The sequence below is a fragment of the Sorangium sp. So ce887 genome (assembly GCF_051521455.1).
In the GTDB taxonomy this organism is placed as follows: Bacteria; Myxococcota_A; Polyangia; order Polyangiales; family Polyangiaceae; genus Sorangium.
Map to the genome: position 1 here is coordinate 178,069 of NZ_CP150354.1, position 25,047 is coordinate 203,115.

Sequence of the window (25,047 nt, forward strand, 5' to 3'; positions counted from 1 at the left end):
CGCGCGGCCTGGGAAGCGGGGCGCTGTTTGGCTTGCGGACGGCGGAACCAGGGCGCGTGCCCCGAGTGCGCGCAGTCCGCTCGGCCTCCCGCCGGCCAGTCGTCGATTCCTCCGGACATCACGGCGGTCGTCCCCGTCGCCTTGCCTCGCTTCCCCGGCTACTGGACCCGCAGGACGCTGGGGCAGGGCGGCTTCGGCCTCGTCTTCGAGGCCGAGCCCGAGGGCGGCGGGGCGCGCGTGGCCATCAAGCTCGCGCGCGCCGACCGCCGCGGCGCAGGCCAGCGCCTCCGGGGTGAGATCGAGGCGCTCGCGTCCGTCGGCGCCCCCCACGTGCCGGCCGTGCACGGGTGGGGGGCGCTGGACGACGGCTCGCCCTACGCGGTGATCGAGCACATCGCCGCGCCCACGCTGGCCGCCCGGCTCGCGGCGCGCCCGGCGCCGAAGCTCGAGGAGGCCGCCCGGCTCGGGCTCGCGACGCTCTCGACCCTCGAGGCCGTGCACGCGCGCGGCTACGTGCACTGCGACCTCAAGCCCGAGAACATCCTCGCCGATGAGGCGAAGGCGACCCTCATCGACTTCGGCATCTCCCGCGTCGTGGGTCGGCGCTACGACGGGCAGGACGAGGACCTCGCCGTGGGGACGGCCGAGTACATGGCGCCGGAGCAGTCCGCCGGGTGGGCCGATCTCGACGCGCGCGCCGACATCTACGCGATGGGCGTCATCCTGTACGAGCTCTTCGCGGGCCGGCCCCCGTTCTGGGGGCCGCGCGCGGCGGTGCTGGAGGACCACCGGAGCCGCAGGCCGCCGCGCCTCTCGGCCAGCGCGGCCGTGCCGCGGGCGGTCGAGGAGGTGGTGCACCGCTGCCTGGCCAAGGAAAGGGGCGAGCGGTTCGCGAGCGCGACCGAGCTCCGCGTGGCGCTGGAGCGCGCGCTCCGGGACGAGCTCACGACGAGCGCGCGCGAGGCGCCGCGCTCCGTGGCCGGCATCGAGCGCCGCGCGATGGGGCTCCTGTTCTTCGAGAGCGCGGCCGATCGCGTCGCCGTGCAGCGCAGGCTCCGGGCGCTCGGCGGCGAGCTCGCGCACGCCTCCGGCGCGCGCTACGTGGGCGCCTTCCCCCAGGAGGGCGCGGCCAGCCCCGCGCACCGCGCGCGGCGCGCGGCCGACGAGCTGCTCCGACGCGGGACGTGCGCGCGGGTCCTCATCGATCTCGCGCCCGTGTCGATCCAGGCGCGCCCGGACGGGGCGCGGCGCTTCCTGAGCCCGCTCTTCTCGCGCGCCGAGCGGTGGCCCTCCGCCGCCGGGCCGCCCGGGCCGTTCCTCACGCCCGAGGCGTCGGCCGCGCTCCCGGAGCCGTCGCGCGTCGCGGCGGGCGACGAGCTCCCGCCGGGCGCCGAGGACGAGACGCGGGAGGCGACGCGCCCCGGCGCGTTCATCGGCCGTCGCGACATCCTCGATCAGCTCCTGCAGAGCGCCGAGGAGGCGCTCCGCCTGAAGCAGCCCACGGCCGTCTCCGTGACGGGCGGGCCCGGCCACGGGAAGAGCTGTCTCTTCGTCGAGCTCGGCAAGCAGCTGCGGGAGCGCCTGCCGCACGCCCACATCATCGACCTCCGCGGGCACGAGCCGACGAGCGCCGCCTCGGACGCGACGCTCCACGAGCTCGTGCGCGAGGCGCTCGGCATGCCCGAGGAGCCCCCGGAGAGCGGCGTCCGCGCGGCGCTCGCGGAGCGGCTCGGCCCCGCGCTCGGCGAGGAGCTCTGCTCGGGGCTCGCGATGGCGCTCGGGTGGGTGGACGAGCAGACGGGCGGCGAGATCTTCCCCGAGATCGAGGCGCTCCGGGCCGCGCCCGGCGCGCTGCGCTCGGCGCGCGTGCGGGCGGCGGGCGAGTGCCTGCGCCGGCATGCGGCCGCGTCGCCCGTGATCGTCATCCTCGACGACGCGCACTTCGCCCACGACGCGACGCTCGCGGCGCTCGAGTACGCGGCGCTCGCGGACGAGGCCACGCCGCTGTGGATCTGCGCGATGGGGCGCCCGGCGTTCGCCGAGGCGCACCCTTCCTGGGGCGAGCGCGCCGCCCGGCGCGAGGTGTTGCGGCTCGATCCGCTGGACGACGAGAGCGCGCGGGCGCTGTGCCGGCGGCTGCTCCTGCCCGCGCGGGACGTGCCGGAGCCGGCGATCGATCGCCTGCTCGAGCGCTCGCAGCGGGTGCCGTTGCTCCTCGTGGAGCTCGTGCACGGGCTCAAGCGCGAGGGGATCCTGCGCCGGCACCCGCGGGGAGACGCGTGGTACCTGGCGACCGACGAGCTCGATCGGCTCCCCGCGTTGCCGTCGCTCGATCCGCTGGCGCAGGCGGAGATCGCGGCGCTCGGGCCGGCGCTCGGGGCGCACGCGCGGCTGGTCTCGCTGCTCGGCGCCGAGGTGTCGAGCGACGAGATCGCGGGCGTGCTGCGCCACCTGGACGAGCGCGGCGAGGGCGCGGCTTTCCCGCTCGACACGCGCGTCGGGACCGAGCGGCTGCTGAGGGCGGGGGTGCTGGTCGGCGATCGGAAGGGCGGGCTGCGCTTCCGGCACGCGCTGGTGCGGGAGGCTGTCGCGCAGGACGTCGCCGAGGCCGAGCGGCGGCAGATCCACCAGGCGGCGTACGAGCACCACCTCGAGGCGAATCACGAGGGCCGGGAGCAGCGGCGGTTCAAGATCGCGCACCACGCCGCCGAGGCGGGGCTCGCGGACGTCGCGGAGGAGGCGTACCTGGCGATGGCCGAGCGGGCGCGGGGGCGGCACGCCTACGTGGAGGCGGAGCTCCACTACAGCCGCGGGCTCGCGCAGCCGGCCACGGAGCGCGGCGCGCGGCGGAGGACGGCGTACCGGGGCCGGGGGCTGATGCGCTACCGGCTAGGTCGCTACCACGACGCGCTCGGAGACCTCGATCGCGCGCGCGCGATGGCGGTCGAGGAGGGCGACGTGATCGAGCAGATCGAGGTCCTGCTCGATGAGGCAACGGTGCTCGACTGGATGGACGACTACGGCCGATCCAATCAGCGCGTGGAGGACGCGAGGGCGCTCGTCCGCGGCGATCTGCCGCCCGCGCTGGCGGCGCGGCTCTCGATGGCGGCGGCGCGCTCGCTTCACCGCGAGAGCCGCGATGAGGAGGCGGCGCATCAGTTCGAGCGCTCGGCGGCGCAGGCAGAAGGGGTGGGCGACGAGGGCTACGAGACGCTCGTGGTGTCGCTGCTCCTCCTGGGCTTCATCTACCCGGGGCTGGGCAAGCTGGACGAGGCAGGCGCGGTGCTGGATCGTGCGATTCGCATGTGCGAGGAGCGCGGCGATCTCGTGCACCTCGGGCCCGCGATCAACAACCGGGCGATGCTCCGCGCGTGCCTCGGGGACAACGCGGGGATGATCCTGGATTTTCGTCGACTGCTCACCATCTCGCGCGAGCTGGGTCTCGGGATGCTGGAGCTCGTGAGCGAGTTCAACCTGGGCGAGTACCTTTATCTGATGGGTGACCTGGACGCGGCCGTGCCGCACGTGGAGCGGGCCATGTCGCTGGAGCGCCAGCGGCGGGGGGAGGAGATACGGCCGGTGGTGCAGCTCCTTCAGGCGAGGCTGCTCCTTTACCAGGGCGAAGAGGGCAGGGCGCGGGAGATCATCGAGCCCATCCGGGCTCAGCAGGCGAATGCCGCCGTGGCGGGGGGCGAACAGACGGCGATGACCCCCGCGGAAGAGGTGCTGTGGTCGATGATCGACCTGGCGACGCGGGAGGCGAGCGACGAGGAATGGGACGAGATCGAGCAGCGGTCCACTCGCCATTTCGTGGGGCAGGAGCAGATCGAGGTCATCGAGGCGCGGGCGCGCGCTCTCTCCCGGCGCGGCCGCCACGAGGAGGGGAAGGCGGCGCTCGCGAGGGCGATCGAGGCGGCGGGGAGGATCCCCAACGTGATGCGGGAGCGGCTCGAACGGCAGCGAGGAGCGTAGTTGGCCGGAGCAGGAGAGGCGCGCCTCAGTCGCAGTCGAGGCACCTCCACTCGACCTGGCCGTCCGCGGGCACCCCGAACCGCTCGACCGTGTACTTCTCGATGTCGATCAGGAATCCCGAGGGCCGGGCGTTCTCGGTGCAGCACCCGCTGCAATCGGAGTCGGAGCACATGTCGTACACCGTGACGTCGATCTCCTTGCCATCCTTCCGGAGACGCAGGGTCTTCAGCTTGTAGGCCTCGAAGTCCTTGGAGTGGACGGCCGCGATGTTGTGCTCCTGGACCCAGCTCTCCGACTGCTGCCCTTCGAGCGCCGCGAACTGACCTGCCCACATGCACCCGTTGAACTTGATGCACTCCTCGCTGCCTGGGTCGGGGTACGACTCGAACTCCGTCAGGCTGGCCGTGCGCCACACCACGCCGGTATCGCCCCCTGAGCCCGTGGCGCCCCCTGAGCCCGTGGCGCCCCCTGAGCCCGTGGCGCCCCCTGAGCCGGCGGTGCTCGCTGAGCCGGTGTCGCCCCCTGAGCCGGCGCCGCCGCCTGAGCCGGCGCCGCCGCCTGAGCCGGCGCCGCCACAGCTCGGATCCGTCAGCTCGATGCTCGAGGGGGTGAACGAGGCGTCCGAGGTCGTGGAGAAATGGAACGTGAACGACGAGCCCGGACCCACCGATACGCTGGAGGTCCTCGAATACGTGCATGTGGACCCGGATTGCGTATGGGTCCAGCCCGCCTCGTGATCATCGCACGTGGCGCCGCTCGGCACCCCGAACGCGACCTCCGGCCTCGTCCAGCCGGTCGATCCGGTATTCTCGATCTCGATCGTGCCCCAGTAGTCCGGACTCCCGTCGTAAACGCTCGTCGTGACTCTGTACGAGCAGGATGCAGGATGCTGCGGCACGTCGGAGGAGGTGCCGGACGGAGGCGCTGGGTCCGTCGAGCAGGCGACGAACGGAGAGAAGATCGCCGCCAGCGCGATCGGAAGCCCCGGTACCCGTAAAGTTCGACCCGTGCTCATGCGAATATTCCCTTCTTGCTGAATGCAACGTATGGGCTCAAGAAACGATGACAAGCACATCCACCGCCAGAAATCCGGCGCGGCCGTGCCACGGTAGACGTCCGCCACGCAGAGCTCGATGCTGAGGCCCCCGCGCACAACAGGCCACCTCCTCGCCCTGCTGCTCCTCCTCGTGACCGCGCCGGCCCAGGCCGACGCGGGCGAGGGCACGCCGGGCTCCCCCGCCATGGCCGCGCCGGGCTCCCCCGCCGTGGCCGCGCCGGGCGAGGCGCCGGCGACCGCGGCGCCGGCGAGGAAGGACGTCTCCACCGGGCGGCGCGCCCTCGCCGCGGCCGGCGCGGTGTTCCCCGGAGTCCTCGCGCACGGCACCGGGCACCTGATCCTGGGCGAGTCGCGCACGGGGTGGACCCTCCTGGCGCTCGAGGGCGCGGGGGCCGGGCTCGCCGTGGGCGGGCTCGCGGGGGCGGCGGTCTCCGGGGCCTCGCGGCGCGTCATCGCGCCGATCGTGCTCGCCTCCGTGACGGGCGTGGGCCTGTTCGGGATCTCCCTTCTGGCGGATCTCTATGGCGTGCTCGCCCCGGAGGGCGGCACCGGCAGCCCTCCCTCGTCGCTGCCCTGGGTCGAGACGCAGCTCGGGCTGGCCTACGTCCACGACCCCACGTTCGCCTACCGCACGTTTCTCGTGCCAGGCATGGATCTGCGCCTGAGCTCGCTCCGCCTCTCGGGCTCCGGCTGGTTTGGCCTGAACGACGACAATGCGCGCCTCCGCGCCGAGGCCGCGCATCGCTTCATCGGCCCCGGCACGCCGGACGGCCCGCGCGCGGCGGACGGCTCGTTCCTCGAGCTCGAGGGCGCGCTCACCCATCACCGCTACACGTCCGACGACTTCTCGATCACCACCGGCGAGGTCACCCTCCAGGGCCGGCTCGATCTCGCCCACATCGGGCGCACGCTGCGGGGCTCGTTCGCGGAGATGGGGTGGGGGATCGCGATCGAGGGCTACCGCAACGGCGGCCGGCCGTTCGAGGGGAACGAGCTCTTGATTCCCCACTTCGCCTTCGGCATGTACCTCGGGCACACGGGGTATCCGCGCGGCGAGGCCAAGGTGGTTTACGGCCACCGGCACGACGGGTACGCTGGCGGCGCGAAGATCCCCGGCCTCGGCAGCGGCGTCCCGGGCCACCTCGGCCTGCAGGGCCGGCTCTACGCCTCGCCCCGCTGGGGTCTGCTCGCCGACGTGCAGGCGGGCTCCGCGTACGTCGGGCGCCTGTCGCTGCTCTTCCGCCCCGGAGGCTCCCCATGATCCTGAGAGACGCTCTCCTCGCGCTGCTCGTCCTCACCGCGCCGCTCGCCCTGTCCTGCCTCGACGTGGCCGAGGGCCGCGCGCGCCGCGATCGGGAGGTAGGAAAGGCCTCACGGGGCCAGGCGCGCGTCGCCGTGGACGAGGGGCTCGCGGCGATCCGCCGCCTCGAGCCGGGCGAGCTCTCGATCTGGGCGAGCGCGCCCGCGCTCTCGATCCGCCTCACCGACGAGGCGGGCGGGCCGTGGGCGGTCACGATCGAGAACATGCTCGCCGACGCCGAGCTCTCGGCCCGCGTCGGGGACGAGCGCGTGCCGGTGGAGCTCGTCGACGCGCCGTTTCCGACCCAGCGCACCTTCCGCCTCTCCCTGCCGCCCGGCGCCGAGGCGACCCTCTCGCTGCGCCCGCCGGACGAGGCGCGGCGCGAGCCGTGGCGGTTCGCGGTCTTCGCCGACGTCCAGGAGGAGATCGACCGCGTTCAGGACATCTACGCGAGGATGAACGAGGCGGAGGGCGTCCGCTTCGCGCTCATCAGCGGCGATCTCACCTCGCAGGGCTCGGCCGAGCAGCTCGAGCGGTTCCAGCGCGAGATGAAGACGCTCCGTTTCCCCTGCTATGCGACGCTCGGCAACCACGAGCTCGGCACGCGGGACGACCTCTACCACGAGTGGTTTGGCCGGGGGAACTTCCGCTTCGTGTTCCGGGGCGTGCAGTTCACGATGCTCGACTCGGCCAGCGCGACGATCGATCCGCTCGTCTACGGGTGGCTCGACGGCTGGCTCGCCGAGGGGCAGGAGCTCTTGCACGTGGTCACGATGCACCTCGCGCCCCTCGACCCGGTGGGCTCCCGCAACGGCGCGTTCGCGAGCCGCGCCGAGGCGAACAAGCTCCTCACGATGCTCGCGGACGGGCGCGTGGATCTCACGTTCTACGGCCACATCCACTCGTTCTATGCGTTCGAGAACGCGGGGATCCCTGCGTACATCTCGGGCGGCGGCGGCGCGATCCCCGAGCGGCTCGACGGCATCGGGCGCCATTTCGTGACGGTCGACGTCGAGCCCCCCGGCACGATAGCGCAGGTCGCCGTCGTCCGCGTGGACTGAGCCGAGGGGCGACCGTCCTGCCGGTCGATCCACCCTGGGTCGCGCCGCGGCGCCCGCGCTATCCTCGGGCCCATGGCCTCTCCCGAGACGCTCGCCGCTCAGGCGCGCCACTTCGTCGACGACGCGACCGGCGCGGTCGTGCCGCCGCTCCACGCGAGCACGACATACGCGCGCGACGAGGGCTATCGCCTGCCCGCCGCGCACGAGTACACGCGCGACGACAACCCGACGTACCGCGCGCCCGAGCAGCTGCTCGCGGAGCTCGAGCGCGGCGCCGACGCACGCCTGTTCGCGTCGGGCATGGCCGCCGCGACCACGGCCGTGCAGGCGCTCTTGCGGCCGGGCGCGCGCCTCGTCGCCTCGCGCGCGATGTACAACGGCCTCCGCCTCTGGATGACCGAGTGGTGCGCGACGTGGGGTGTCGACCTCGAGCTCGTCGACGCGACCGACCTCGACGCCCTCCGCGCGGCCGTCCAGCGCGGCCCGACGTCCCTCGTCTGGATCGAGACGCCCGCGAACCCCACCTGGGACGTTGTCGACATCGCCGCCGCGGCCGACATCGCGCACGCGGGCGGCGCGCGGCTCGCCGTCGACTCGACGGTCGCCACGCCCGTCCACACCCAGCCGCTCGCCCTCGGCGCCGACCTCGTGATGCACGCGGCCACCAAGGCGCTCAACGGCCACAGCGACGTCCTCGCCGGCGCGATCGTGGCCGCGCGCGACGACGAGGCGTGGCAGCGCATCCGCCACCTCCGTCACGTGCAGGGCGCGGTCCCCGGCCCGTTCGAGGCGTGGCTCCTGCTGCGTGGCATGCGGACGCTCTTCGTGCGCGTCGGCCGGGCGAGCGCCACCGCCCTGGAGCTCGCCCGCCGGCTCGCGGTCCACGCCGGCGTCGAGCGGGTGCTGTATCCAGGGCTCGAGTCGCACCCCGGACACGCGGTGGCGGCGCGGCAGATGCAGGGCGGATTCGGGTCGATGCTCTCGGTCCTCGTGCGGGGCGGCGCCGAGGACGCGCTCCGCGCCGCCGGCCGCGTGAAGGTCTTTCTCCGCGCGACCTCGCTCGGCGGCGTCGAGAGCCTGGTCGAGCACCGGGCGACCGTCGAGGGCCCGCGCACGCTGGCGCCGCCGAACCTGCTCCGGCTCTCGATAGGCCTCGAGTCGATCGACGACCTCTGGACCGACCTCGACGAGGCGCTCCGGGCGCGCTGACGGCCCGGGGATCGCGGCCTTCAACCGGCAGCGGGAGGTGGCGGCGGAGGCGCTCTGGGCGCTGCGCGTGCACCGGGAGGCGCTTGGGTTCCGGCGGAACGACGACCTGGCCGCGATGTACCCGATACCGCCGGAGCGGGCGTGAGCGCCGCGTCTATCGCCGCTGCATCAGCGCGATGGCGCCCGGTACAGGTGACGCGCCTCCGAAGGTGAAGGGGAGCAATGGACGCCGCTCGAAATCGTCGGCGGTGAACAGACGCGCGAGCTCCTCCTCGAGGATCGGGATCCACAAACCACCGGGCTGACGACAGCCTCTCAGGAGGAACCAGCCCCCTGGTCGCAGCAACCTCGTCACCTCGGCTGCGTACCGGGGGCGATCGCCCTCGAGGACATGGTGGAAGCAGCCGCGATCCGAGATGAAGTCCAAGCTCTCGTCCTCGAGCGGGACGTGGAGCACGTCGCCGAGGACGAGCCGGCCGATCAGCCCGCCCTCCTCGAACCTCCGCCGAGCGAGCGCCAGCGCTGCCTCGCTGATGTCGAGGCCCGTCACGGCGCAGCCCCGCTGCGCGAGGAACGCGAGATCGCCGCCCGAGCCGCAGCCCAGATCGAGGCACCGCGAACCGACCGGCAGGCCGAGGGCAAGATAGGTGACGATGAGCTCCTGGCTCGTCCCGGTCTCCCACATCTGCTCGTGGGATCCGGAGGCGTACTGCTCGTCCCAGAGCCTCGCCTGGTCCCGGACTTCACCCCAGATCGCGGCGGCCGGCTGCAGCGGCGCTCGCGTGAGGACGATGCCGAGGGGCTCCCACCGGGCGATCTCTCCCGGCGATGTGCTCTCCGTCCTTCGCGACAGCGCTTCACACAGCGCCTCGAACGCGATCCCGGAGGAGGCGAGTGCGAGCGCCAGCAGCAACACATACGCTTCATCCGTGGAGAGCGCGTGGAGGAGGTCTCCCCGGCGCACGACGAGCCCCTTCGAGGGCGCATGAGGGCCGACGAACACCCCTGGAGCGGAGTGCACGATCTCCTCCGCAGCGAACCCTGGAGACCGCTGACGCATGGGGCCGACCGTGCTCGAGGCGACCCATCGCGTCAACTCGATCCACGACGCGAGCAGAGGCACGCGCGAACCGTGGCGAGCCTGCACGAGGACCTTGACAGGCCGAGTCGCATTTCGCTCTCCTGGATCCTCGGGTGAGCCATTCGCCCCCGACGACGCGCCCGGGTCGAGCCAGCCGCACGGAGGCGCCATGCACCCCACCGAGCTCCCGTACACGGTCATTCACGACGCAGACAGCCATATCATGCCTACACGGCGGTGGCTGGAGGCGTACGCGGATCCTGCGCATCGAGCCACCGTGCGGCGCGCGCTGCCCGACTGGGAGGCAGCGCTCGCGCCGTTCTACGAGGCCGCGCTCCGGCAGACCGCGTCCTTCGGCGACCGAGCGGGCGTCTTTCACAACGCCCTCCGCGGCCCCAAGTCGGGGTTCGCGCCCGGCGCGCTCGATCGCGACGAGCGCGGCGAGTTGCTCGACGCGCTCGGGATAGGGTCGCAGCTCGTGTTCTCCACCTTCGTGATGCCACGGCTGTGCAGCGGCGCCTTCACGCCTCTCGAAGCTGCCGCCGTGAGCCGCGCCCACAACCGCGGCATCGCCGAGTTCTGCTCCAGGGACCGGCGCCTCGTGGCGGTCGGGGCGATCACTTTCCATGACCCGCCGGCGGCGCTCGCCGAGCTCGATCTGGCGAGGAACGACGGCATCCGCGCGGTCCAGGTCCCCACCGACGCGTTCTGGGAGCGAGGTCCGAGCCACGCCGACCTCGAGCCGTTCTGGGCCGCCTGCGCGGCGCAGGGGGTCGCCGTGATCTCGCACATCGGCGGCGGCGAGCTCCTCCCCGGCGTCTATCACCGGACGGAGCCGGCCAGCGAAGGGACGCCGGACGAGGCCGGCGAGACGCTGCGACCCAAGGACTTTGCGGTCACCCACCACAGCGTCGAGCGCTTCCTCACCTGCCTCATCCTCGACGGGGTGCTCGACCGACACCAGGGTCTGCGCGTCGGCGTCATCGAGCAGGGCGCCTCATGGCTCGTGAGCTTCATGCGTCACCTCGACCAGGCCGCCCACCACTTCCGCAGCGCTCCGAGGGTCGCCAAGCTGTCGCTGCGCCCGAGCGAGTACTTCAGGCGTCAGGTCCGCGTCACCCCCTATTTCTTCGAGGACGTCGGATGGCTGATCTCCCAGGTCGGCGAGGAGATGCTGATGTTCTCCACCGACTATCCTCATTTCGAGGGCGGCACCGATCCGGTGGGTCGCTTCGAGGCAAGCTTCAATGGGGTCGGAACCAGCGCCGGAGCTCGCGAGAAGTTCTATGTCGGCAACTACCAAGATCTCATCGCCCTCGGCTGAGCGGCCGCGCATGCTCGGCTGTCCGGAGCCCGGCGAGGAGGGGGACGCGGCGGAGACGGCGGTCCGTGCGCTTCGATCCGCGCTCGACGCGGACGGTCACGTCACGGTCGATTCGCTGCTGCCGCCCGCGGTCGTCGGGCGGCTGCGCTCGCGGCTCGATCGGGTCCTCGCCCGGAAGTACGAGACCGGCGTCTTCCCCGACGAGGCGTACTATCGGCCTGGCGCGACGTTGCCCAACGTACCACGTCACGTCGTGAATGCCTGGAAATGCGATCGACAGATCGCGTCGATCGCGACCTCGGAGCACCTGGCGTCCATCGCCGCCGAGCTCTTCGGCTGGGATTCGATGCGGCTCGCCGTCGACACCGTGTGGGTGAAGCCACCAGGCTCGCTGTCGATCGACTTTCATCGTGAGTTCGAGTATTTCAGATCCCTCGATCCGCCCGACGTGGCCAGCTGCTGGATCGCCCTGGACCCGGTGGACCCCACGAATGGATCGCTGGAGTTCGCGTCGGGATCGCACCGCTGGGCAGACCCCGATCCGCACCTCCTGCAACGGCTGTTCGCCGAGCACCAGGGCCGCGATGCGGTCACCGCCGTCGGCGACGCGCTGGGCGAGCGCACCCTGCTGCGCACGGTCGCGTGCGAGGCCGGTGGGTGCACGTTCTTCCATGGCCGGATATGGCACGGCTCCGGGTCGAACACCTCACCGAGCAGCCGGTGGGCCTATGGCATTCACTGGATACGCGGTGACGCCGAGCTCGGCGACGCGCCGGCGACCTACCTGTTTGGCCGGTACAAGCTGGCCGGATCGAGGGCCCTTCACCCATCGTTCTTCCCGCTCGTGTGGTCGGCCGGCGGGCGACGGAGCGCCTGGGTGGATGAGTTCCTGGCGGGAGGCCCCCTTGGCGGCTGAAGCCTGCAGCCTGAGGGTCGGGCGGGCCGTGCCGGACCAGGTCGACGCGGTCACCTCGGCGCTCGCGGCCGTTCGATGCCCCTATGTCTCCGGGGTCCGGTTCGAGATCTGGACCGCGGCCGCGGCGGTCCAACCCGCGGTGGACGACCTCCTCGCGGCGCTCGCGGCGTTCGGGCTCGAGGGTCGCAGCGATCCGCCCACGGCGCTGGTCGTCCAGCTCCGCGAGAGCGACTCGACGTCGATCGAGGCGCTGCGCGCAGGGGTCGTCGACCTCGCGACCCTCCTCGGCGATCCCCCGGCTCGCCAGCGCGCCGAGGCCCTGGCGGCGCCCGAGCAGTGGTGGCTCCGCGCGGCCGGCGCCAGGTGGTTCGTCACCGTCCACGCGGCGCTCTACCCGCCGCAGCACGCGCGCCACTGGCCGCTCGCCGAGCCCATCGTGACCTTCGTGCCGGAATGGGCATTTCAAGCCCTGTTTCCCGGAGGTCCGACGGCGCAGGCGCGGCGCGCCGTCCGCGCGGCGTTCGCCGCCGCGGGGCAGCGTTATCCGATCACCGGTGGAGCCGTGTCGAGCGTGGAGACAGGCTGAGCCGACGAGGCGCTGCGCGACAAAACGTCGAGTTGACGGCGCCTCTGCGCCCGGGTACGCTGGACATGTGTGAGGATCTCTGGGCGAGGCGAGGACCGGTGAGCTCGACGAAATTGGCTGTCAACATCACCCTCCGTCCCGCGAGGATGGAGGATATCGCCGAGATCCAGCGCGTCGGCCTCGCGGCGGATGAACGGTTCGCAGCGGCCGGTCACCCTGAGCTGGCGGACGGCTCTATCATCCCGACCCAGACCGCCGAGCGGGCGATTTCACAGGGCCGCATCACCGTTGCCGAGATCGGCGGGGCCATCGTCGGCTGGGCCTACACGGGGCGTATCGACGGTGAGCTGTGCCTCGGACAGATCAGCGTCGAGCCGTCGTTTGGCCGGCGCGGCATCGGATCTGCGCTCCTGGGCGCGGTCATCGATCAGGCGAGATCTCGCGGAGAACGGTCCATCGTGCTGAACACGCAGAGCGACGTGGCATGGAATCGCCCGTGGTATGAGCGCCACGGCTTTGCCGTCATCGCGCGTGACCAGTGGACGTCCGCGCTGGAGGCGCTCGCGGCGCAGCAGTCCGAGGGAGGGCTCGACTGGTCCACGAGGGTCCACATGCGGCTCGTGCTGGCCTGATCCCCACGATGACAGGCGATGTTCTGCCGGCGCGCCGGCGCAGCGAGATCGATGACGCCGCGAGGACGCTCGTCACCCCTGCGGCCCACGCCGAGCCGCGCCGCGTCGAGGAGGCGCGCCGGCTGCTCCGTGAGCACCAGCCGTTCTGCCTGATCGACGACCCTCGATTCGCGCGCTTCTACGCCGTGACGCGCCACGCTCACGTCGCCGAGATCTCGCGCCGGCACCGCGATTTCATCAATGCTCCGAGGACGCTGCTCCTGCCCCGCGAGGCGGACGAGCACCGGCGGGCCGGCCGGGCCGTGGTTCGTCCGCTGATCGAGATGGACGGGGCCTCGCACGAGCGCCATCGCGCGCTCCTCGCCCCGTTCTTCACCGGGCAGGGCCTCGGCCGCCTGCAGCAGGTCGTCGCGGAGCTCGCCAGACAGGCTGTCGATCATATGGCCGATCTCGGGGGCGAGTGCGACGTCGTTGCCGAGGTTGCGTCACCGTACCCGCTGAAGGTGCTCGCCGTCGTGCTGGGAGAGGCGCCGTCGAGCCACGCCCACCTGGCTGCGTTCATGACCGGCCCGTTCGAGGCCACCATCGGTGACATGGTGAGGCGTCTCGCCGCTCTGCTCGCCGACCGGCGCTCGCGCCGCAGCGATGACGTGGTATCCGGCGTTGCCCACGGGCTCATCGACGGAGACCCGCTGCCGGCGGCGCAGCAAATTTCGCATCTCTTGACCCTCATCACGGCTGGTTACGAGACGACGAGGGCGGCTCTGGCGGGCGGTGTGGCGGCGCTGGTCGAACATCCAGCCGAGTGGCGCAGGCTTCGTGACGATCCGTCGCTCATCGACGGCGCGGTCGAGGAGATGGTCCGCTGGACCTCGCCCATCCGGGGGTTCATGCGCACCGCGGTGGATGGGTGCGAGGTGGACGGCCACCGGTTCGAAGCCGGGGACTCGGTGTTGCTCTGCTACCCTTCGGCCAACCGAGACGCTTCGGTGTTCGACGATCCGTACCGGTTCGACGTCGGCCGGGCGCCCAACCGGCATCTCGGGTTCGGGGGCGGCGCCCACTACTGCCTCGGCGCAGGGCTCGCTCGCCTGCAGCTGCGCTGCTTCTTCGGTGAGCTGCTGGCCCGCCTCGGATCGGCCGCCGTGGTCGGCGTGCCCACGTATTCGTGCTCGCTCTTCACGGGCGGGCTCACCAGCCTTCGACTCCGCTACGGGCTCGTCGGCCGGTCCGGCGAGCGCAGCGGCGCCGCGACGACCCTCCCTCCTCGCGAATAGAACGCCACGGCCTGGGGGTCGCCGGTCGGCTTCAGATCGCGCACGAATGCGGCGGGGGCGCTGCGAGCGGACAGGAAGTCGAGCGCTCCGATGAACGCAAGGAGGTCGAAGTCGACGTCGAGCACACGCGCCTCGGTCACGCCGCGGGCGGCCAGCTCCCCGAGCTCGGCGTCCGTCGGCGGTCTCGTGCAGCACTGGCTCCCGCTCCGCGCGTGCTCGAACGAGAACAGCGCTCCGCTCAGCCGATCGCCTCGCCGCGCGATCCAGGTGCGCGCCGCCTGCTCGACAGCATGGCGGATCGTCGGCGCGCTGTGACGAAGCTCGGGAATGAGGGCGGCCACGCCGAAGATGAGCTCATCCCCGGTGCGGGCTCGCTCGAAGTAACAGGTCCGAGGCCAGCCGGCGGAGAGCATCCGGGCGATGTCGAGGATCCGCCGGTCACGCTCGATCTCGAAGCGAGCTCGCCGCTCGGGCTCGGCCGGCGGTGGCGGCGCGGTGACGTCATAGAGCGCCGTCAGCATGGCGTCGTAACGCTCCGACGGCCCCGCCCCCGGGGTGCGCTCACTCATGGGCATCCAGCAGCGCTCGAGCCGCGGCCACGCTCGCCGCGACCGTGTCTCGAGATGCCCCGTCGAGCTCGAGGCAGATCGCGCAGCGCCGCCCCATGTGCTCGAGCGCGGTTCCGACCCAGTCGAGCTGCGCTCTGGTCAGCGGCTCCGAGTGGCGATCGATCCAGACGGGGCGGCCTCGCAGCGCGACCACCTGGAACCCCGAGACGTGAATCTCTCGGACACGACCCCAGCCAGCCCAGCCCGGCGGGGCGACGGTGATGGCGCTGTCGGTGTTGATGTGGAAGCCCATCATGTGGCCGCTGTCCAGCACGAGGCCGCAGTCGGCCGCGTCGCCGACGGCCGCGAGGTAGGTCCACATGTCGAGCGGCCCGTCCGCGTAGTAGACGGGCGGGTTCTCCACGAGCAGCGGCCGGCCGAGCGCGCCGGCGCAGCGAACGATGTTCCCTGCGGTCTGTGCGACGCTCTCCGCGTCCAGCACCGGCGGCAGGTGATGCAGCCCGAGCGACATCTGGCCCCACGTCCACACGCCCAGATCTTCCTCGAACCACGCCGCGCCGAGGACCTCGCCGGCGGACCGAAGCCGCTCCAAGCTGAGGAGATCGACCGTCGTCGTCAAGTTGATGTCGATCGCATGGATCACCGCTGTCCAGCCGGCCGCCTCGAGCAGCGACGCCACGTCGGCCGGTACCCTGTCGGAGGGGTTGAGGCCCAGGTTCACGAAGTCGACCATCGCCAGCGTCTCGTCGCCCGCGACGCGCCGCCTGCACAGGTCTGCCACGTCGTCCAGGGTGGCAGCCAGGCCGAGCCCTGCGAGCGGCCGCTCGACGATCATCAATCCAGACCTCGCGTCCTCGTGGGCTGGAGGCTCGCGAGCTCACGGATGCTCTCGGAGGAGCCGTCAAAGCGCGTCAGCCACGGCCACGCCACCTCGACGGAGCTGGCAGGCTCGGAGACGCACAGGTGCCAGAGGACCTTGAACGGAACGTGGCGGAGCAGCGTCGCCTCGAGGCGACGGTGTTGCGCTGCAGGCGGGTCGGTGAGCTTCAGGGCGCGTGCGTCGTGTTGCAGGGCCCGGATCGTCGAGGTGATCTTCGGCAGGTACCGGGGCGCGAACTCCTTGATGAACAGCCGGTGGATCGAGCGGACGTGCTCGTCGACGAAGAGCGGCTCGGGCCCGGGGAGCTCATCCGGGTCGAAGCGGCCGCCGCGCCGGCCCTCGTAGAGGGTGCGCAGGGGCGTTCCGGGGTAGAGCTGAAGCACGGTCAGATAGTGGTCGAACATCTCTTCATCGAGCAGCGCCGCGCGCTGCAGGAACTCGAGGTTCTCGAGGAGCTGCGTGCGGGTCTGGTCGGGGTAGAACATGATGAAGTCCAAGCCGAGCTCCAGGCGGTGCTGCTGCAGCAGCGCCACGGCCCGGTGGTTCTCGTCGACGGTGGCTCTCTTGTTGAGAAATCGAAGCTCCTCCGCCGAGCCGGACTCGAGCCCAAGCTCCACCCCGCGCAACCCCCTCTCGATGAGCCACGGGATCTCCTCCGCCATGTGGAGCAGGAAGCCGACCGTCGAGGAGGTGCTCCAGGTGACGTCCGGCAGGCGCTCGGCCATGGCGCTCACGAGCTCACGTACCCGGGGCGCGGAGACGAAGAAGTTGGCGTCCATGAAGTAGATGTGATCGAACGGGTCGCGGTCCCGCTGATCGGCCAGCCAGCCCACGAGCCGCTCCGTCGGCGCAGCCCGCCACTTGCCGGGCATGGCGATGATGGCGCAAAAGCTGCACTTCTGAGGACAGCTCCGGCTGCTCACCAGCGCGACGGCGCGGCGCATGCGTCGGTCTCGCCGATCCGTGAACACGAGCCTCTCGCCGTCTTCGACCACCTCGCACAGGAACGGATCGACCCAGCGCTCCGTCGGCAGCTGGGCTGCCATTCCGTTCATGATCGGACCGCCGTCACCGAGCCTGCCGATGCCCGGCTCCCCCCAGCATCGGGAGACGTCGCCTTCGAGCGTGGCCCTCACCGCCGCCAGGAACGGGAGCTCCCCATCCCCGGCGATGCAGAGATCGAACACGCCTCCCCAGCGAGCGATGAAGTCTTCCCATGTCAGCGTGACGTGAGGCCCGCCCGCCACGAAGAGCGCGTCGGGGAGCCTCTCGCGGAACAGCTTGGCCCACTCGGCCACCTCGACCACGTGGCCGCTGTAGACCGGGAAACCCAGCACGGCGGGCCGGAACGCGCAGATGACGTCGAGCGCGCGCTCGCGGCTCGCCGGGCTCGAGCCGAAATTGAACACCCTCGCGTCGATCTCGTCGCGCAGCTCCGACTGGACGTAGCTGGCCACGGTCATCGCGCCGATGGGGTGGACGCGCGCCGCCGGTCCACCGAGGGGCGTCGCGACGAGCGCGATCCCGTGCTTTTCGGCGTGGCTAGGCGAACCGGGCTTTGGCAATGCTCTCCTCCGCGTCGGACGCCGCGTCATACAGCCGGAACAGCGTGGGATAGCGAGCGACGACCTTCTCGCGCTCCTCGGTGCGGCACGCCAGGAGCAGCGCGTCGAAGGCCGCCTCGCCGATCCGGAAGGAGGCGCGCCCGTCGTCGAGATAGACGAAACCCGCATCTCGAACGAACTGGACGCCCTCGCGGAACCCCGCCGCCGGACCGCTCATGTCGGCGCCCTGGCGGCAGGGGACGTGATGCCGGACCGGCGGCGGCACCGGCCCGACATCACTTCGACGAGAACACGATCACCCATGGCGAGCCGTCGATGTCGAGCTGATCGAAGCGCCAGACGCCGTGCTCCTCTCGGGACTCGGCGGCGCCGAGATCGAAGGGAACCTCGGCCTTGCGGTACATCCGCACCGAGAACAGCGCCCTCAGGTCGATGGGCATCGACTCCTCGTCGTCTTTGGTGGGCTTCAGCATGGACGGTCCCCGCGAGGCAGAACGTCAGGGTTTCTTGACCTCGCCCGCACCGAGGCGCTCCGCCGGCGTGTCGAGGACGCCCTCGAAAGTGTCCTTCGTCACACCTTCCCAGGTGCGACCAAACACCATGACGAAATCGTCATCTCCGACATTGAGCTCCTGCATGCCCCAGATGCCTTCTTCGATCCGCCCACGTTCGGTGGTGAGCTTCTTGGGGAGGTCCTTCTTGCGGAAGAGATTCGCCCGGAAGTTGATGCTGAGCTCTACGAGCGACTTCTTCTCTTCCTCGGGGGGATCATCCATGGTCAGTCCTCCATTCGCTTGTGACGTGGCCCGTTTCCACGGGAACTACGCCGACGGTGTCCGCTTGAATCACGTTCGCACGAACACCGTGTAATGCCGGAAGCGGTGCGCGTGGATACTGACGTGCCGGCGTCCGCGGCGGCCCGAGCTGTGAGCCGTGTGGATGCCGCGCGATCTCGGAAGCTTGCCGCAGGCGCTCGGGATGCGCAGTCTCGACGAGACTAAGGGAGCGATTTCGAGACGTCAACGATTTTGGTTTTTCGATGAATGGGCGAATTGTCCATGACGCCCGCCCGCGGCGCCTGGTCTCGTGCTGCAGGAAAATCGAGTTATTCCAATAGGATAGCTGTCGAGGGCTGGTTCGGGCTCGGCCTTGTGCCCGGCGTGGAGCCCGCGCGCTCCACGCCGCGGGCGCGCCACGCGCAGCGCGAGCCGGCGCTCGTCGAGCGCGAGAAGCATGAAGCGATCCCGCTGCCGCGGTCGGCTGGAGGTCGTCGATTGACCTGCCGCAGGCTCACGTGCCACAGGGTGTCACGTGACAGCCCCGTGGCGGTGTGTCACCCGCGGCGCTCCCAGGAAACGGCGCATGCGCGAGCCTGCCCACCGATCGCGGCTCGACGCGAGCGGCGCCGCGCAGCGGAGACGGGCGGCGCGCGACCGCGAGGAGGCTCGATCGTCGCGGGGATCGGCGCGATCTCGCGTCTGGCCCGCCGGTTGCTGAGGTCATTGGCGAGAGCGCGCTGTCGCGATGGAGCGACGGCCGCACAACCAGAGGAGAACTCGCCATGAAGCTCGAACAACGTGTGCTCATCCGCCGGACCTTGATCGCCGCCGCCTTTCTGTTGCCCATCGGCGCGGCGGTCGCTGTGAGCGCGCCGAATGACGCCGTGGCCGGGTGTCAGATCACGGTGCGCGTGCACAACTCCGGCAGTCAGGCGTTCACGGTCAACTGGGATGAGAGCAAGGTGAAGGTGTCCGGCGGCACGTGGAGCAAGCTCGCGAACACCTCGTCCGAGCTTGTCGGCGCCGGTCAGACGAAATCGGTCGTCTATGGGGCGCTCTTCAACTGCGGAGCGAATCGCCGGTACCAGATCCACACGAGCCAGGGCGGCGACGAGGAGACGACCTACTTCCCGAGCGTCAGCACCTGGACGACGGACCAGACGCCCACGATCAACGTCTCGATGTGAGGCGGCCTCGCGCGCTGCCCGCGCGCCTCTCGAGGAGGCTCGGCGTCAGCGCGAGCCGAGCGCGATCGCGTCATGGATCGCCGTGAGGGGCAGCCGCACGCGGGCGGTGACGCGGGCGGCGCCGGAGCCGAGCACCTCGGAGGTGACCGCGAGCGGGATCGAGACCTCGCCGCGCGCCGGCAGCGTCGCGAGCCCGGCGAGCTCCTTGGCGGCTTCGCCGATCGCCTCCGGCGTGTCCCCGCGCGCCCCCAGCAACACGAGGCCCGCCAGCGAGAAGAGCCCGCCGGCCAGCGTCCCGGGCTGCTGCAGCGCCTCCAGGCCCGGCGCCGCGGCGAGCGTGCGCTCGTCGCGCCCCGGGTCGGCGGCGACGCGCAGCCGCGCCACCACGGCGGCGTCGTTCTCGCCGATCCCGAACCACGTCCGCTGGCCGGCGGGCACGACGTAGAAATGGGTCGTGTGCGCGGGCGGGGCGTCCTTCGTGAGCGGTTTGGAGCGCAGCTCGACGTGCAGCGTCCCCGCGGGCAGCGTGGCGGGCGCGCGGACGATCACGGGCGTTGTGTGCTCCTCGTCCTCGTCCTCGTCCTTGTCCTTGCTCGCGCGGCCCTCCGGCGCGCCGCCGGGCGTGACCGCGCCGCCGGCCGCCTTCGGGCTCGCCTTGAGCCTGTCCAGCTCTTCGCCGAGCAGGAGCAGCTCCTTCATCCCCGGGATCCAGGTCTGGGCCGGCTCCTCGACCGCGACCAGGATCCAGCTCTGCAGCGCGCGGTGCACCGTCTTCTGCGAGCGCGCTGCGCCCTTGCCGCGCTGGTAGACCGCGATCGCCCGCTCCGCCGCCGCGCGATCCCCGCCCGCGCCCATCACGATGGGGCCGCCCGTGACGAACAGCGTGGCGAGGCGCTCGATGAGCCGATCGAGCGCCGCCGCGTCGTAGCCGTCGTCCACCATGTCGTCGCGCAGCGCCGGGAAGATGATCTCGCGCAGCGGGGTGAGCTCCGCGCGCGACGCGCCCTGCGTGTAAAAGGCGACGGCCGTGTCGCCCGGCAGGCGCAGGAAGGCCGGCGGGGGGGCGGCGTCCGGCGCCACGGCCGGGGCGAAGGCCAGCGTGAGGGGCGAGCGCCGGCTCGCGAAGCGCATGCTGAAGCCGATGTCGACCTCCGCGCGGCCCCACCTGAGGTCCATGCTCATGCTCTCGAGGTCGCGCATGAACGCCTCGCCGATCTCCCGGCCCAGCGCCCCCGTGGGGCCGTCGTCGCCGTCCGCGTCGTCCGGGCTCTTCATGACCTCGCGGAGGGTCCACTCCATGATCTCGAGCCGCGCGTCCGCCTCGATCGGCTCCCGGCCCACGACCTCCACGAGGTAGGGCGCGGCGGCGTCGACATCCTTCGCGTCCTTGGCGCAGAGCAGGCGCGCGCCTCCCCGGCGCTCGCCGGGCTCGAAGGCGCAGCTCTGGCGCGGCGTCTCCTCGTCGGGATCCGCGTCGCGCACGCCCTCCACGCGCAGCATGCCTCGGTGCTCCTTGAGCACGAAGCGGTCGTGCAGCCGCGGCACCTCCTGCTCCGCGACCGACAGGGAGACCACGGGGCGCAGCTCCGGGTCCGTGATGCCGAACCAGGCGACGTCGATCGGCTTGTCCAGATCGACCACGTCGGCGAGCGCCGGCCCCAGCGCTTGCTCGAGCAGCATCTCGGGTCCCATCGGGCCCGCGCTGAACAGCAACACGCCGAAGGGCGTGCTCGCCATGAGCTGCGTGACGTGGCTCCAGCTCCGCTGCGGGTCGGCGATCCGCAGCACCGAGGAGAGCCCTTCCGGCGCGGTCACGGGCTGCGCCGCCGCGAGGGCGGGCTGGGCGCGCGCCGCGCGGGGCGCCGGAGGCAGCGGCGCGACAGGGCCGTGCTGGGGAGCCGGAGCGCCGGCGCACGCGGCGACGAGGGCGATCGGGAGCAGGAGGGCGGCGCGTCTCATGAAGCGGCGATCGTCGCGCCCGAACGGCACGCGTGGCAAGCGGTCTCGGCAGGGTCCGGGTTTTGTTCGGCGCTCTTATTTCGGGAGCTTCATCACCGCGCCGCCGGCGCTGTTCGTCCAGTAAACGCTCGTGGCGTCCACCGTGATGCCCAGCGGATGATCTTGCCCTGTCGCGAGCGTCACGATGTCGCCGCCTCCGACGGGCACCTTCTTCACGGTCCCGTCGTCGTTCGTCCAGTAGACGCTGGCGGCGTCGAGCGCGAGCTTCCGCGGGTTGCGCTGCCCCTCGGCGAGCGCGAAGGGGCTGCCGCCCCCGAGCGGGGCCTTCATCACGGTGCCTCCGTCGTTTGTCCAGTAGACGCCGGTGGCGTCCACCGCGATGTCCTTCGGCTTCATCTGCCCCTCTGCGAGCGTGACGGGGTCGCCGCCCTCGATGGGCACCTTCATCACGGTGCCTCCTTCATTCACCCAGTAGACGTGGGTCGCGTCCACCGCGATGCCGAGCGGCGAGTCTTGCCCTGTCGCGAGCGCGACGGGCTCGCCGCCGAGCGCCGGCACCTTCATGACCGTGCCCTGGTCGGCGCTCGTCCAGTAGACGTTCGCGGCGTCGGCCGCGATGTCCATGGGGTAGGTCTGCCCATCCGCGAGGATCTCCAGATCGCCCTCTAACGACGCCTTCATGATGAGCTCGGTGCCGGAGTCCGAGAAATAGACCGTGCCGGAGTCGAGCGCGATGCTCCGGGGGGCGAAGGGGGGATCTCCCTCGACGAAGAACGCTTCATTGCCGCCGCCGACCGGCACCGTCATCACCTGGTGAGCGACGGGATCGACCCAGTAAACGGTGGTGTCGTCGACCGCGACGTCCACCGGCTCCATTCCACCCGAGGCCAGGAGCAGGGGCTCGCAGCGCCCCTGCACGCACGCCTGTCCCAGGCAGTAATGGTCGCAAGCACCGCAGTGCTCCCGATCGGAGGTCGGGTCCACGCAGAGCCCGGAGCAGGAGAGCTGGCCCGCGTCGCAGCCGGGCAAGCCGCCCCCGCCGCTCCCGTCGCTACCGCCGCCGCCGGAGGTCCCCGCGCTCGCGGTAGAGGAGCTGTTCGCCGTGAACTCCCGACGCTCGGGGGTACACGCGAAGGCCAGCGTCAGCATGCTCATCAGGAGGAAGCGGTTCATGGCGAGCAGTGTACACGAACGCGGGCGCCGCCCGGCCCGCGCGCCGCGGCGCACGGCACCGCGACGCCAGCACCGTTGCTGGCGGGCGGGCCGCGCGTGGCGAGCGTTGAAATGTCAATAAAATCGAATGCTCGTCTGTCTTGTCGCTACGTCGCGCCGAGGGCCGCGGCGATGCCGGAGCGCAGGGTGCTGAAGGTGGCGATGCCGCGCAGATCGACGCCGAGCTGCACGAGGACGTGGGCCATGGCCGGCTGAATGCCGGTGATCAGCACGCGGGCTCCGAGCAATCGCACGGCTTGCGCCGCGCGGATCATGGTGTTCGCCGCCTGCGTGTCGATCGTCTCCACGCCCGTGACGTCCAGGATCACCGTGGACGCGCCTTCGTCCGCGACCCCCTGGAGCAGCTCCTCAATGATCTGCTCGGAGCGCCGGGTGTCGATGGGCCCGACGAGGGGCATGGCCAGGACGCCGGGCGCGAGCGGCAGGAGCGGCGTCCCGAGGGCACGGATCGTCTCCCGCTGTGCTGCGATGAGCTCGGCGCTCCGCTGCAGCTCCTCGGCCTTCGCCTCGGCGGCCTGCCGCGCGCGCACCTGGTCGGTGAGCTCGACGCTGAAGTTGCACACCCCGACGATCGTGCCAGCCCCGTTGCGAACAGGCGCGTACACGACGTTGAACCAACGCTGCTCCTCGCGGCCCGTCGTCGGGTCGTGGACCGCCACCGGGAGCTCGTTGGCGATGAACGGATTGCCCGTGCGATAAACGTGGTTGAAGAGGTCCAGGAGCCCTTGCGCCTTCGTCTCGGGAGCGGCATCGACGAGCGCTCTGCCCAGGAACTCGCGGCCCGGCAGGGCGGCGCGATAGGCCGGGTTCACGAAGGTATACACGAAGTCGTCGCCCTGCCATATGGCGATGGGCGCGGGCGATTGGCTCAGCACCTCGCACAGGCTCTGGTACCCCGCCCGCGCCTCGGCCAGCGCGGCCTGGGCCTCGGCCAGCGCGCTCTCCAGCGCGCGTATCTGCTGCCGCGCCGCGGCGATCTCGGTGGTGGACGCGTCGCCATGAACCGCCTCTCCGTTCATTCGCTTCCCCTCATGGTGACGTCGTCATGGCCTCGCTCCACGATACACCAGCGCTCGATGTGCAAAGCGTTACAAAGAAAGGCAGCGATCGAGGACGATACGGAGCCTATATCGTAATAGGAGCTCGGCGTACAGGACGACACGGGAATTGGCAAACCGGCGCGCCGCGGCTGTGTCGCACCTCACGCGCTGGAGCCGGCCTGTCACGGGCCGATGTGCGGCGGGAGCACCTCGGCGGTCCTGACGAACAGGCTGCCCATCGCCTCGGCGATGGCCGTCAGGCTGTAGACAGCCAGTGCGATGAACACGAGGTCGGCGGCGCTCACCAGGCGCCGTCGATGTTCCTGATGAACTCGTATGGATCGCCGAGCTCGGGCGCGCTCGCGGCGTCGAGGCGAGCGATGGCGTCGGCGGGGAGCTCGAGATCGCCGGCGCCGAGGTTCTCGTCGAGCTGCGCGACCGTCCGGGCGCCGAAGATGACCGACGAGACGGCCGGCCGCGCGAGCAGCCACGCGAGGGCGACCTGGCTCGGCGTCTTTCCGACCTCGTCGGCGACGGCCACGAGCGCCTCGACGATCGCCCAGTTGCGTTCCTTGTCGAAGCCCTTGTAACGCTCTTTCCACTGAGCGAGCCGCGTTCCCGGCGGCGGCGCTTCGCCGCGGCGGTACTTGCCCGTCAGGAGCCCCGACGCGAGCGGCGACCAGGGCAACAGGCCCAGGCCGAACTTCGCGCAGAGCGGCACGTGCTCGCGCTCGAGCCCGCGCGTCGCGAGGTTGTAATGCGCCTGCAAGGTGACGAACCGGTCGAGCCCGCGCTTGTCGGCGATCCAGAGCGACTCCATGAGCCGGTACGCCGTGTAGTTCGACGCGCCGAAATACACGATCTTGCCCGCGCGCGCTGCGTCGTCGAGCGCGCGCACGAGCTCCTCCTCGGGCGTGCGGAGATCCTGCATATGGATCTGGTAGAGATCGATCCGGTCCGTGCCCAGCCGCGCGAGGCTCGCGTCGATCGCCCGCAGGATCCGCATGCGCGAGGCCCCCGTGCCGTTCGGCCCCGGCGCCATCCGGAAGCGGCCCTTGGTCGCGACGACCACGCGGTCGCGGGCCTTGCGCGCCGCGAGCCACGCGCCGAACAGGCGCTCGGAGAGGCCGTCTGGGCCGTAGACGTCGGCCGTGTCGACGAAGTTGACGCCGGCCTCGAGGGCCCGATCGAGCACGGCGAAGGTCTCCTTTTCATCGGAGCCGACCTTGTGCATCATCGACTTCTCGTCGGCCTCGCCGAAGGTCATGGCGCCGAGACAGAGCACCGAGACCTGCGTGCCGGTTGTACCTAGCTGGCGGTAGCGCATGGCGCGCACTCTACATCGCTCCTTCCAGGGGGTCGAGGCGGTCGTCCGTGCACTGGGCAGGAGGGGCCGTGTAAACGCGGCGACTTGCCCCGC

23 protein-coding genes are annotated in these 25,047 nt (G+C 71.3%); 10 read left to right on the forward strand and 13 right to left on the reverse strand.

Going from position 1 to position 25,047, the window contains the following annotated elements; genetic code table 11:
* Positions 1–27: 27 nt before the first annotated feature.
* Complete coding sequence (locus tag WMF36_RS00670; protein ID WP_437577615.1) at positions 28–3,972, forward strand: protein kinase domain-containing protein; 3,945 nt, start codon at positions 28–30, stop codon at positions 3,970–3,972.
* Between the two features lie 25 nt (positions 3,973–3,997).
* Here the strand turns inward: WMF36_RS00670 and WMF36_RS00675 are convergent, their stop codons facing one another.
* Entirely contained in the window at positions 3,998–4,870 is an 873-nt protein-coding gene (locus tag WMF36_RS00675; protein ID WP_437577616.1) for a hypothetical protein, read from the reverse strand.
* A gap of 235 nt (positions 4,871–5,105) precedes the next feature.
* On the opposite strand from WMF36_RS00675, the gene WMF36_RS00680 reads away from it, so the two are divergent.
* The 3 genes from WMF36_RS00680 (at position 5,106) to WMF36_RS00690 (ending at position 8,599) form a co-directional block, all read left to right on the forward strand.
* Positions 5,106–6,290 (forward strand): hypothetical protein, encoded by a 1,185-nt coding sequence (locus WMF36_RS00680; RefSeq protein WP_437577617.1) that lies wholly within the window; start codon positions 5,106–5,108, stop codon positions 6,288–6,290.
* On the forward strand, positions 6,287–7,390 hold the full coding sequence (locus WMF36_RS00685; RefSeq protein ID WP_437577618.1) for a metallophosphoesterase family protein: 1,104 nt from the start codon (positions 6,287–6,289) through the stop codon (positions 7,388–7,390). The genes WMF36_RS00680 and WMF36_RS00685 overlap by 4 nt, the downstream gene beginning before the upstream one ends.
* Positions 7,391–7,462: 72 nt before the next feature.
* The gene (locus WMF36_RS00690; protein ID WP_437577619.1) at positions 7,463–8,599 is read left to right on the forward strand and encodes a trans-sulfuration enzyme family protein; all 1,137 of its coding nucleotides are present in this window, start codon (positions 7,463–7,465) and stop codon (positions 8,597–8,599) included.
* A 154-nt stretch (positions 8,600–8,753) separates the two neighbouring features.
* Here the strand turns inward: WMF36_RS00690 and WMF36_RS00695 are convergent, their stop codons facing one another.
* Positions 8,754–9,620 (reverse strand): class I SAM-dependent methyltransferase, encoded by an 867-nt coding sequence (locus tag WMF36_RS00695; RefSeq protein WP_437577620.1) that lies wholly within the window; start codon positions 9,618–9,620, stop codon positions 8,754–8,756.
* Between the two features lie 229 nt (positions 9,621–9,849).
* Here WMF36_RS00695 and WMF36_RS00700 point away from each other — a divergent pair, with 229 nt between their 5' ends.
* The 5 genes from WMF36_RS00700 to WMF36_RS00720 all read left to right on the forward strand — a co-directional run bounded on the left by WMF36_RS00700 (position 9,850) and on the right by WMF36_RS00720 (position 14,415).
* Positions 9,850–11,004: an amidohydrolase family protein gene (locus tag WMF36_RS00700; RefSeq protein ID WP_437577621.1), complete on the forward strand. Its 1,155-nt coding sequence runs from the start codon at positions 9,850–9,852 to the stop codon at positions 11,002–11,004.
* 10 nt (positions 11,005–11,014) lie between these two features.
* The gene (locus WMF36_RS00705; protein WP_437577622.1) at positions 11,015–11,920 is read left to right on the forward strand and encodes a phytanoyl-CoA dioxygenase family protein; all 906 of its coding nucleotides are present in this window, start codon (positions 11,015–11,017) and stop codon (positions 11,918–11,920) included.
* The gene (locus WMF36_RS00710; protein WP_437577623.1) at positions 11,910–12,506 is read left to right on the forward strand and encodes a hypothetical protein; all 597 of its coding nucleotides are present in this window, start codon (positions 11,910–11,912) and stop codon (positions 12,504–12,506) included. Before WMF36_RS00705 ends, WMF36_RS00710 begins: the two co-directional genes overlap by 11 nt.
* Positions 12,507–12,604: 98 nt before the next feature.
* Positions 12,605–13,138: a GNAT family N-acetyltransferase gene (locus WMF36_RS00715; RefSeq protein ID WP_437577624.1), complete on the forward strand. Its 534-nt coding sequence runs from the start codon at positions 12,605–12,607 to the stop codon at positions 13,136–13,138.
* Positions 13,139–13,146: 8 nt separating this feature from the next.
* The gene (locus tag WMF36_RS00720) at positions 13,147–14,415 is read left to right on the forward strand and encodes a cytochrome P450 (RefSeq protein WP_437577625.1); all 1,269 of its coding nucleotides are present in this window, start codon (positions 13,147–13,149) and stop codon (positions 14,413–14,415) included.
* Here the strand turns inward: WMF36_RS00720 and WMF36_RS00725 are convergent.
* From WMF36_RS00725 to WMF36_RS00750, 6 genes are read right to left on the reverse strand one after another with little or no spacing between them, the layout of a single operon-like run.
* A complete protein-coding gene (locus tag WMF36_RS00725; RefSeq protein WP_437577626.1) occupies positions 14,349–14,984 on the reverse strand; it encodes a hypothetical protein in 636 nt (211 codons plus the stop codon). The two genes, WMF36_RS00720 and WMF36_RS00725, sit on opposite strands and share 67 nt — an antisense overlap.
* A complete protein-coding gene (locus WMF36_RS00730; protein ID WP_437577627.1) occupies positions 14,977–15,819 on the reverse strand; it encodes a multinuclear nonheme iron-dependent oxidase in 843 nt (280 codons plus the stop codon). Before WMF36_RS00730 ends, WMF36_RS00725 begins: the two co-directional genes overlap by 8 nt.
* The gene (locus WMF36_RS00735) at positions 15,819–17,429 is read right to left on the reverse strand and encodes a B12-binding domain-containing radical SAM protein (protein WP_437577628.1); all 1,611 of its coding nucleotides are present in this window, start codon (positions 17,427–17,429) and stop codon (positions 15,819–15,821) included. Before WMF36_RS00735 ends, WMF36_RS00730 begins: the two co-directional genes overlap by 1 nt.
* Positions 17,407–17,646 (reverse strand): hypothetical protein, encoded by a 240-nt coding sequence (locus tag WMF36_RS00740; RefSeq protein WP_437577629.1) that lies wholly within the window; start codon positions 17,644–17,646, stop codon positions 17,407–17,409. The genes WMF36_RS00735 and WMF36_RS00740 overlap by 23 nt, the downstream gene beginning before the upstream one ends.
* 58 nt (positions 17,647–17,704) lie before the next feature.
* The gene (locus WMF36_RS00745; protein ID WP_437577630.1) at positions 17,705–17,902 is read right to left on the reverse strand and encodes a hypothetical protein; all 198 of its coding nucleotides are present in this window, start codon (positions 17,900–17,902) and stop codon (positions 17,705–17,707) included.
* A 24-nt stretch (positions 17,903–17,926) separates the two neighbouring features.
* Entirely contained in the window at positions 17,927–18,205 is a 279-nt protein-coding gene (locus tag WMF36_RS00750) for a hypothetical protein (RefSeq protein ID WP_437577631.1), read from the reverse strand.
* Between the two features lie 785 nt (positions 18,206–18,990).
* Here WMF36_RS00750 and WMF36_RS00755 point away from each other — a divergent pair.
* The gene (locus WMF36_RS00755) at positions 18,991–19,395 is read left to right on the forward strand and encodes a hypothetical protein (RefSeq protein ID WP_437577632.1); all 405 of its coding nucleotides are present in this window, start codon (positions 18,991–18,993) and stop codon (positions 19,393–19,395) included.
* A 45-nt stretch (positions 19,396–19,440) separates the two neighbouring features.
* Here the strand turns inward: WMF36_RS00755 and WMF36_RS00760 are convergent, their stop codons facing one another.
* The 5 genes from WMF36_RS00760 to WMF36_RS00780 all read right to left on the reverse strand — a co-directional run bounded on the left by WMF36_RS00760 (position 19,441) and on the right by WMF36_RS00780 (position 24,954).
* On the reverse strand, positions 19,441–21,354 hold the full coding sequence (locus WMF36_RS00760; RefSeq protein WP_437577633.1) for a hypothetical protein: 1,914 nt from the start codon (positions 21,352–21,354) through the stop codon (positions 19,441–19,443).
* 75 nt (positions 21,355–21,429) lie between these two features.
* On the reverse strand, positions 21,430–22,527 hold the full coding sequence (locus WMF36_RS00765; RefSeq protein ID WP_437577634.1) for a hypothetical protein: 1,098 nt from the start codon (positions 22,525–22,527) through the stop codon (positions 21,430–21,432).
* 146 nt (positions 22,528–22,673) lie between these two features.
* Entirely contained in the window at positions 22,674–23,606 is a 933-nt protein-coding gene (locus WMF36_RS00770; RefSeq protein WP_437577635.1) for an STAS domain-containing protein, read from the reverse strand.
* Positions 23,607–23,809: 203 nt separating this feature from the next.
* Positions 23,810–23,932, reverse strand: coding sequence for a hypothetical protein (locus WMF36_RS00775; RefSeq protein ID WP_437485364.1), 123 nt, complete (start codon positions 23,930–23,932; stop codon positions 23,810–23,812).
* Positions 23,929–24,954, reverse strand: a complete 1,026-nt coding sequence (locus WMF36_RS00780) for an aldo/keto reductase (RefSeq protein ID WP_437577636.1) — start codon at positions 24,952–24,954, stop codon at positions 23,929–23,931. Before WMF36_RS00780 ends, WMF36_RS00775 begins: the two co-directional genes overlap by 4 nt.
* Between the last annotated feature and the right edge of the window lie 93 nt (positions 24,955–25,047).

What these genes read in the sequence shown, in the direction of transcription:
- WMF36_RS00690 (WP_437577619.1), top strand. Translation starts at nt 7,463, where the DNA reads ATGGCCTCTCCCGAGACGCTCGCCGCTCAGGCGCGCCACTTCGTCGAC.
- WMF36_RS00680 (WP_437577617.1), top strand. Translation starts at nt 5,106, where the DNA reads ATGCTGAGGCCCCCGCGCACAACAGGCCACCTCCTCGCCCTGCTGCTC.
- WMF36_RS00725 (WP_437577626.1), bottom strand. Translation starts at nt 14,984, where the DNA reads ATGAGTGAGCGCACCCCGGGGGCGGGGCCGTCGGAGCGTTACGACGCC.
- WMF36_RS00685 (WP_437577618.1), top strand. Translation starts at nt 6,287, where the DNA reads ATGATCCTGAGAGACGCTCTCCTCGCGCTGCTCGTCCTCACCGCGCCG.
- WMF36_RS00730 (WP_437577627.1), bottom strand. Translation starts at nt 15,819, where the DNA reads ATGATCGTCGAGCGGCCGCTCGCAGGGCTCGGCCTGGCTGCCACCCTG.
- WMF36_RS00750 (WP_437577631.1), bottom strand. Translation starts at nt 18,205, where the DNA reads ATGGATGATCCCCCCGAGGAAGAGAAGAAGTCGCTCGTAGAGCTCAGC.
- WMF36_RS00720 (WP_437577625.1), top strand. Translation starts at nt 13,147, where the DNA reads ATGACAGGCGATGTTCTGCCGGCGCGCCGGCGCAGCGAGATCGATGAC.
- WMF36_RS00700 (WP_437577621.1), top strand. Translation starts at nt 9,850, where the DNA reads ATGCACCCCACCGAGCTCCCGTACACGGTCATTCACGACGCAGACAGC.
- WMF36_RS00705 (WP_437577622.1), top strand. Translation starts at nt 11,015, where the DNA reads ATGCTCGGCTGTCCGGAGCCCGGCGAGGAGGGGGACGCGGCGGAGACG.
- WMF36_RS00770 (WP_437577635.1), bottom strand. Translation starts at nt 23,606, where the DNA reads ATGAACGGAGAGGCGGTTCATGGCGACGCGTCCACCACCGAGATCGCC.
- WMF36_RS00755 (WP_437577632.1), top strand. Translation starts at nt 18,991, where the DNA reads ATGAAGCTCGAACAACGTGTGCTCATCCGCCGGACCTTGATCGCCGCC.
- WMF36_RS00760 (WP_437577633.1), bottom strand. Translation starts at nt 21,354, where the DNA reads ATGAGACGCGCCGCCCTCCTGCTCCCGATCGCCCTCGTCGCCGCGTGC.
- WMF36_RS00745 (WP_437577630.1), bottom strand. Translation starts at nt 17,902, where the DNA reads ATGCTGAAGCCCACCAAAGACGACGAGGAGTCGATGCCCATCGACCTG.
- WMF36_RS00765 (WP_437577634.1), bottom strand. Translation starts at nt 22,527, where the DNA reads ATGAACCGCTTCCTCCTGATGAGCATGCTGACGCTGGCCTTCGCGTGT.
- WMF36_RS00740 (WP_437577629.1), bottom strand. Translation starts at nt 17,646, where the DNA reads ATGAGCGGTCCGGCGGCGGGGTTCCGCGAGGGCGTCCAGTTCGTTCGA.
- WMF36_RS00780 (WP_437577636.1), bottom strand. Translation starts at nt 24,954, where the DNA reads ATGCGCTACCGCCAGCTAGGTACAACCGGCACGCAGGTCTCGGTGCTC.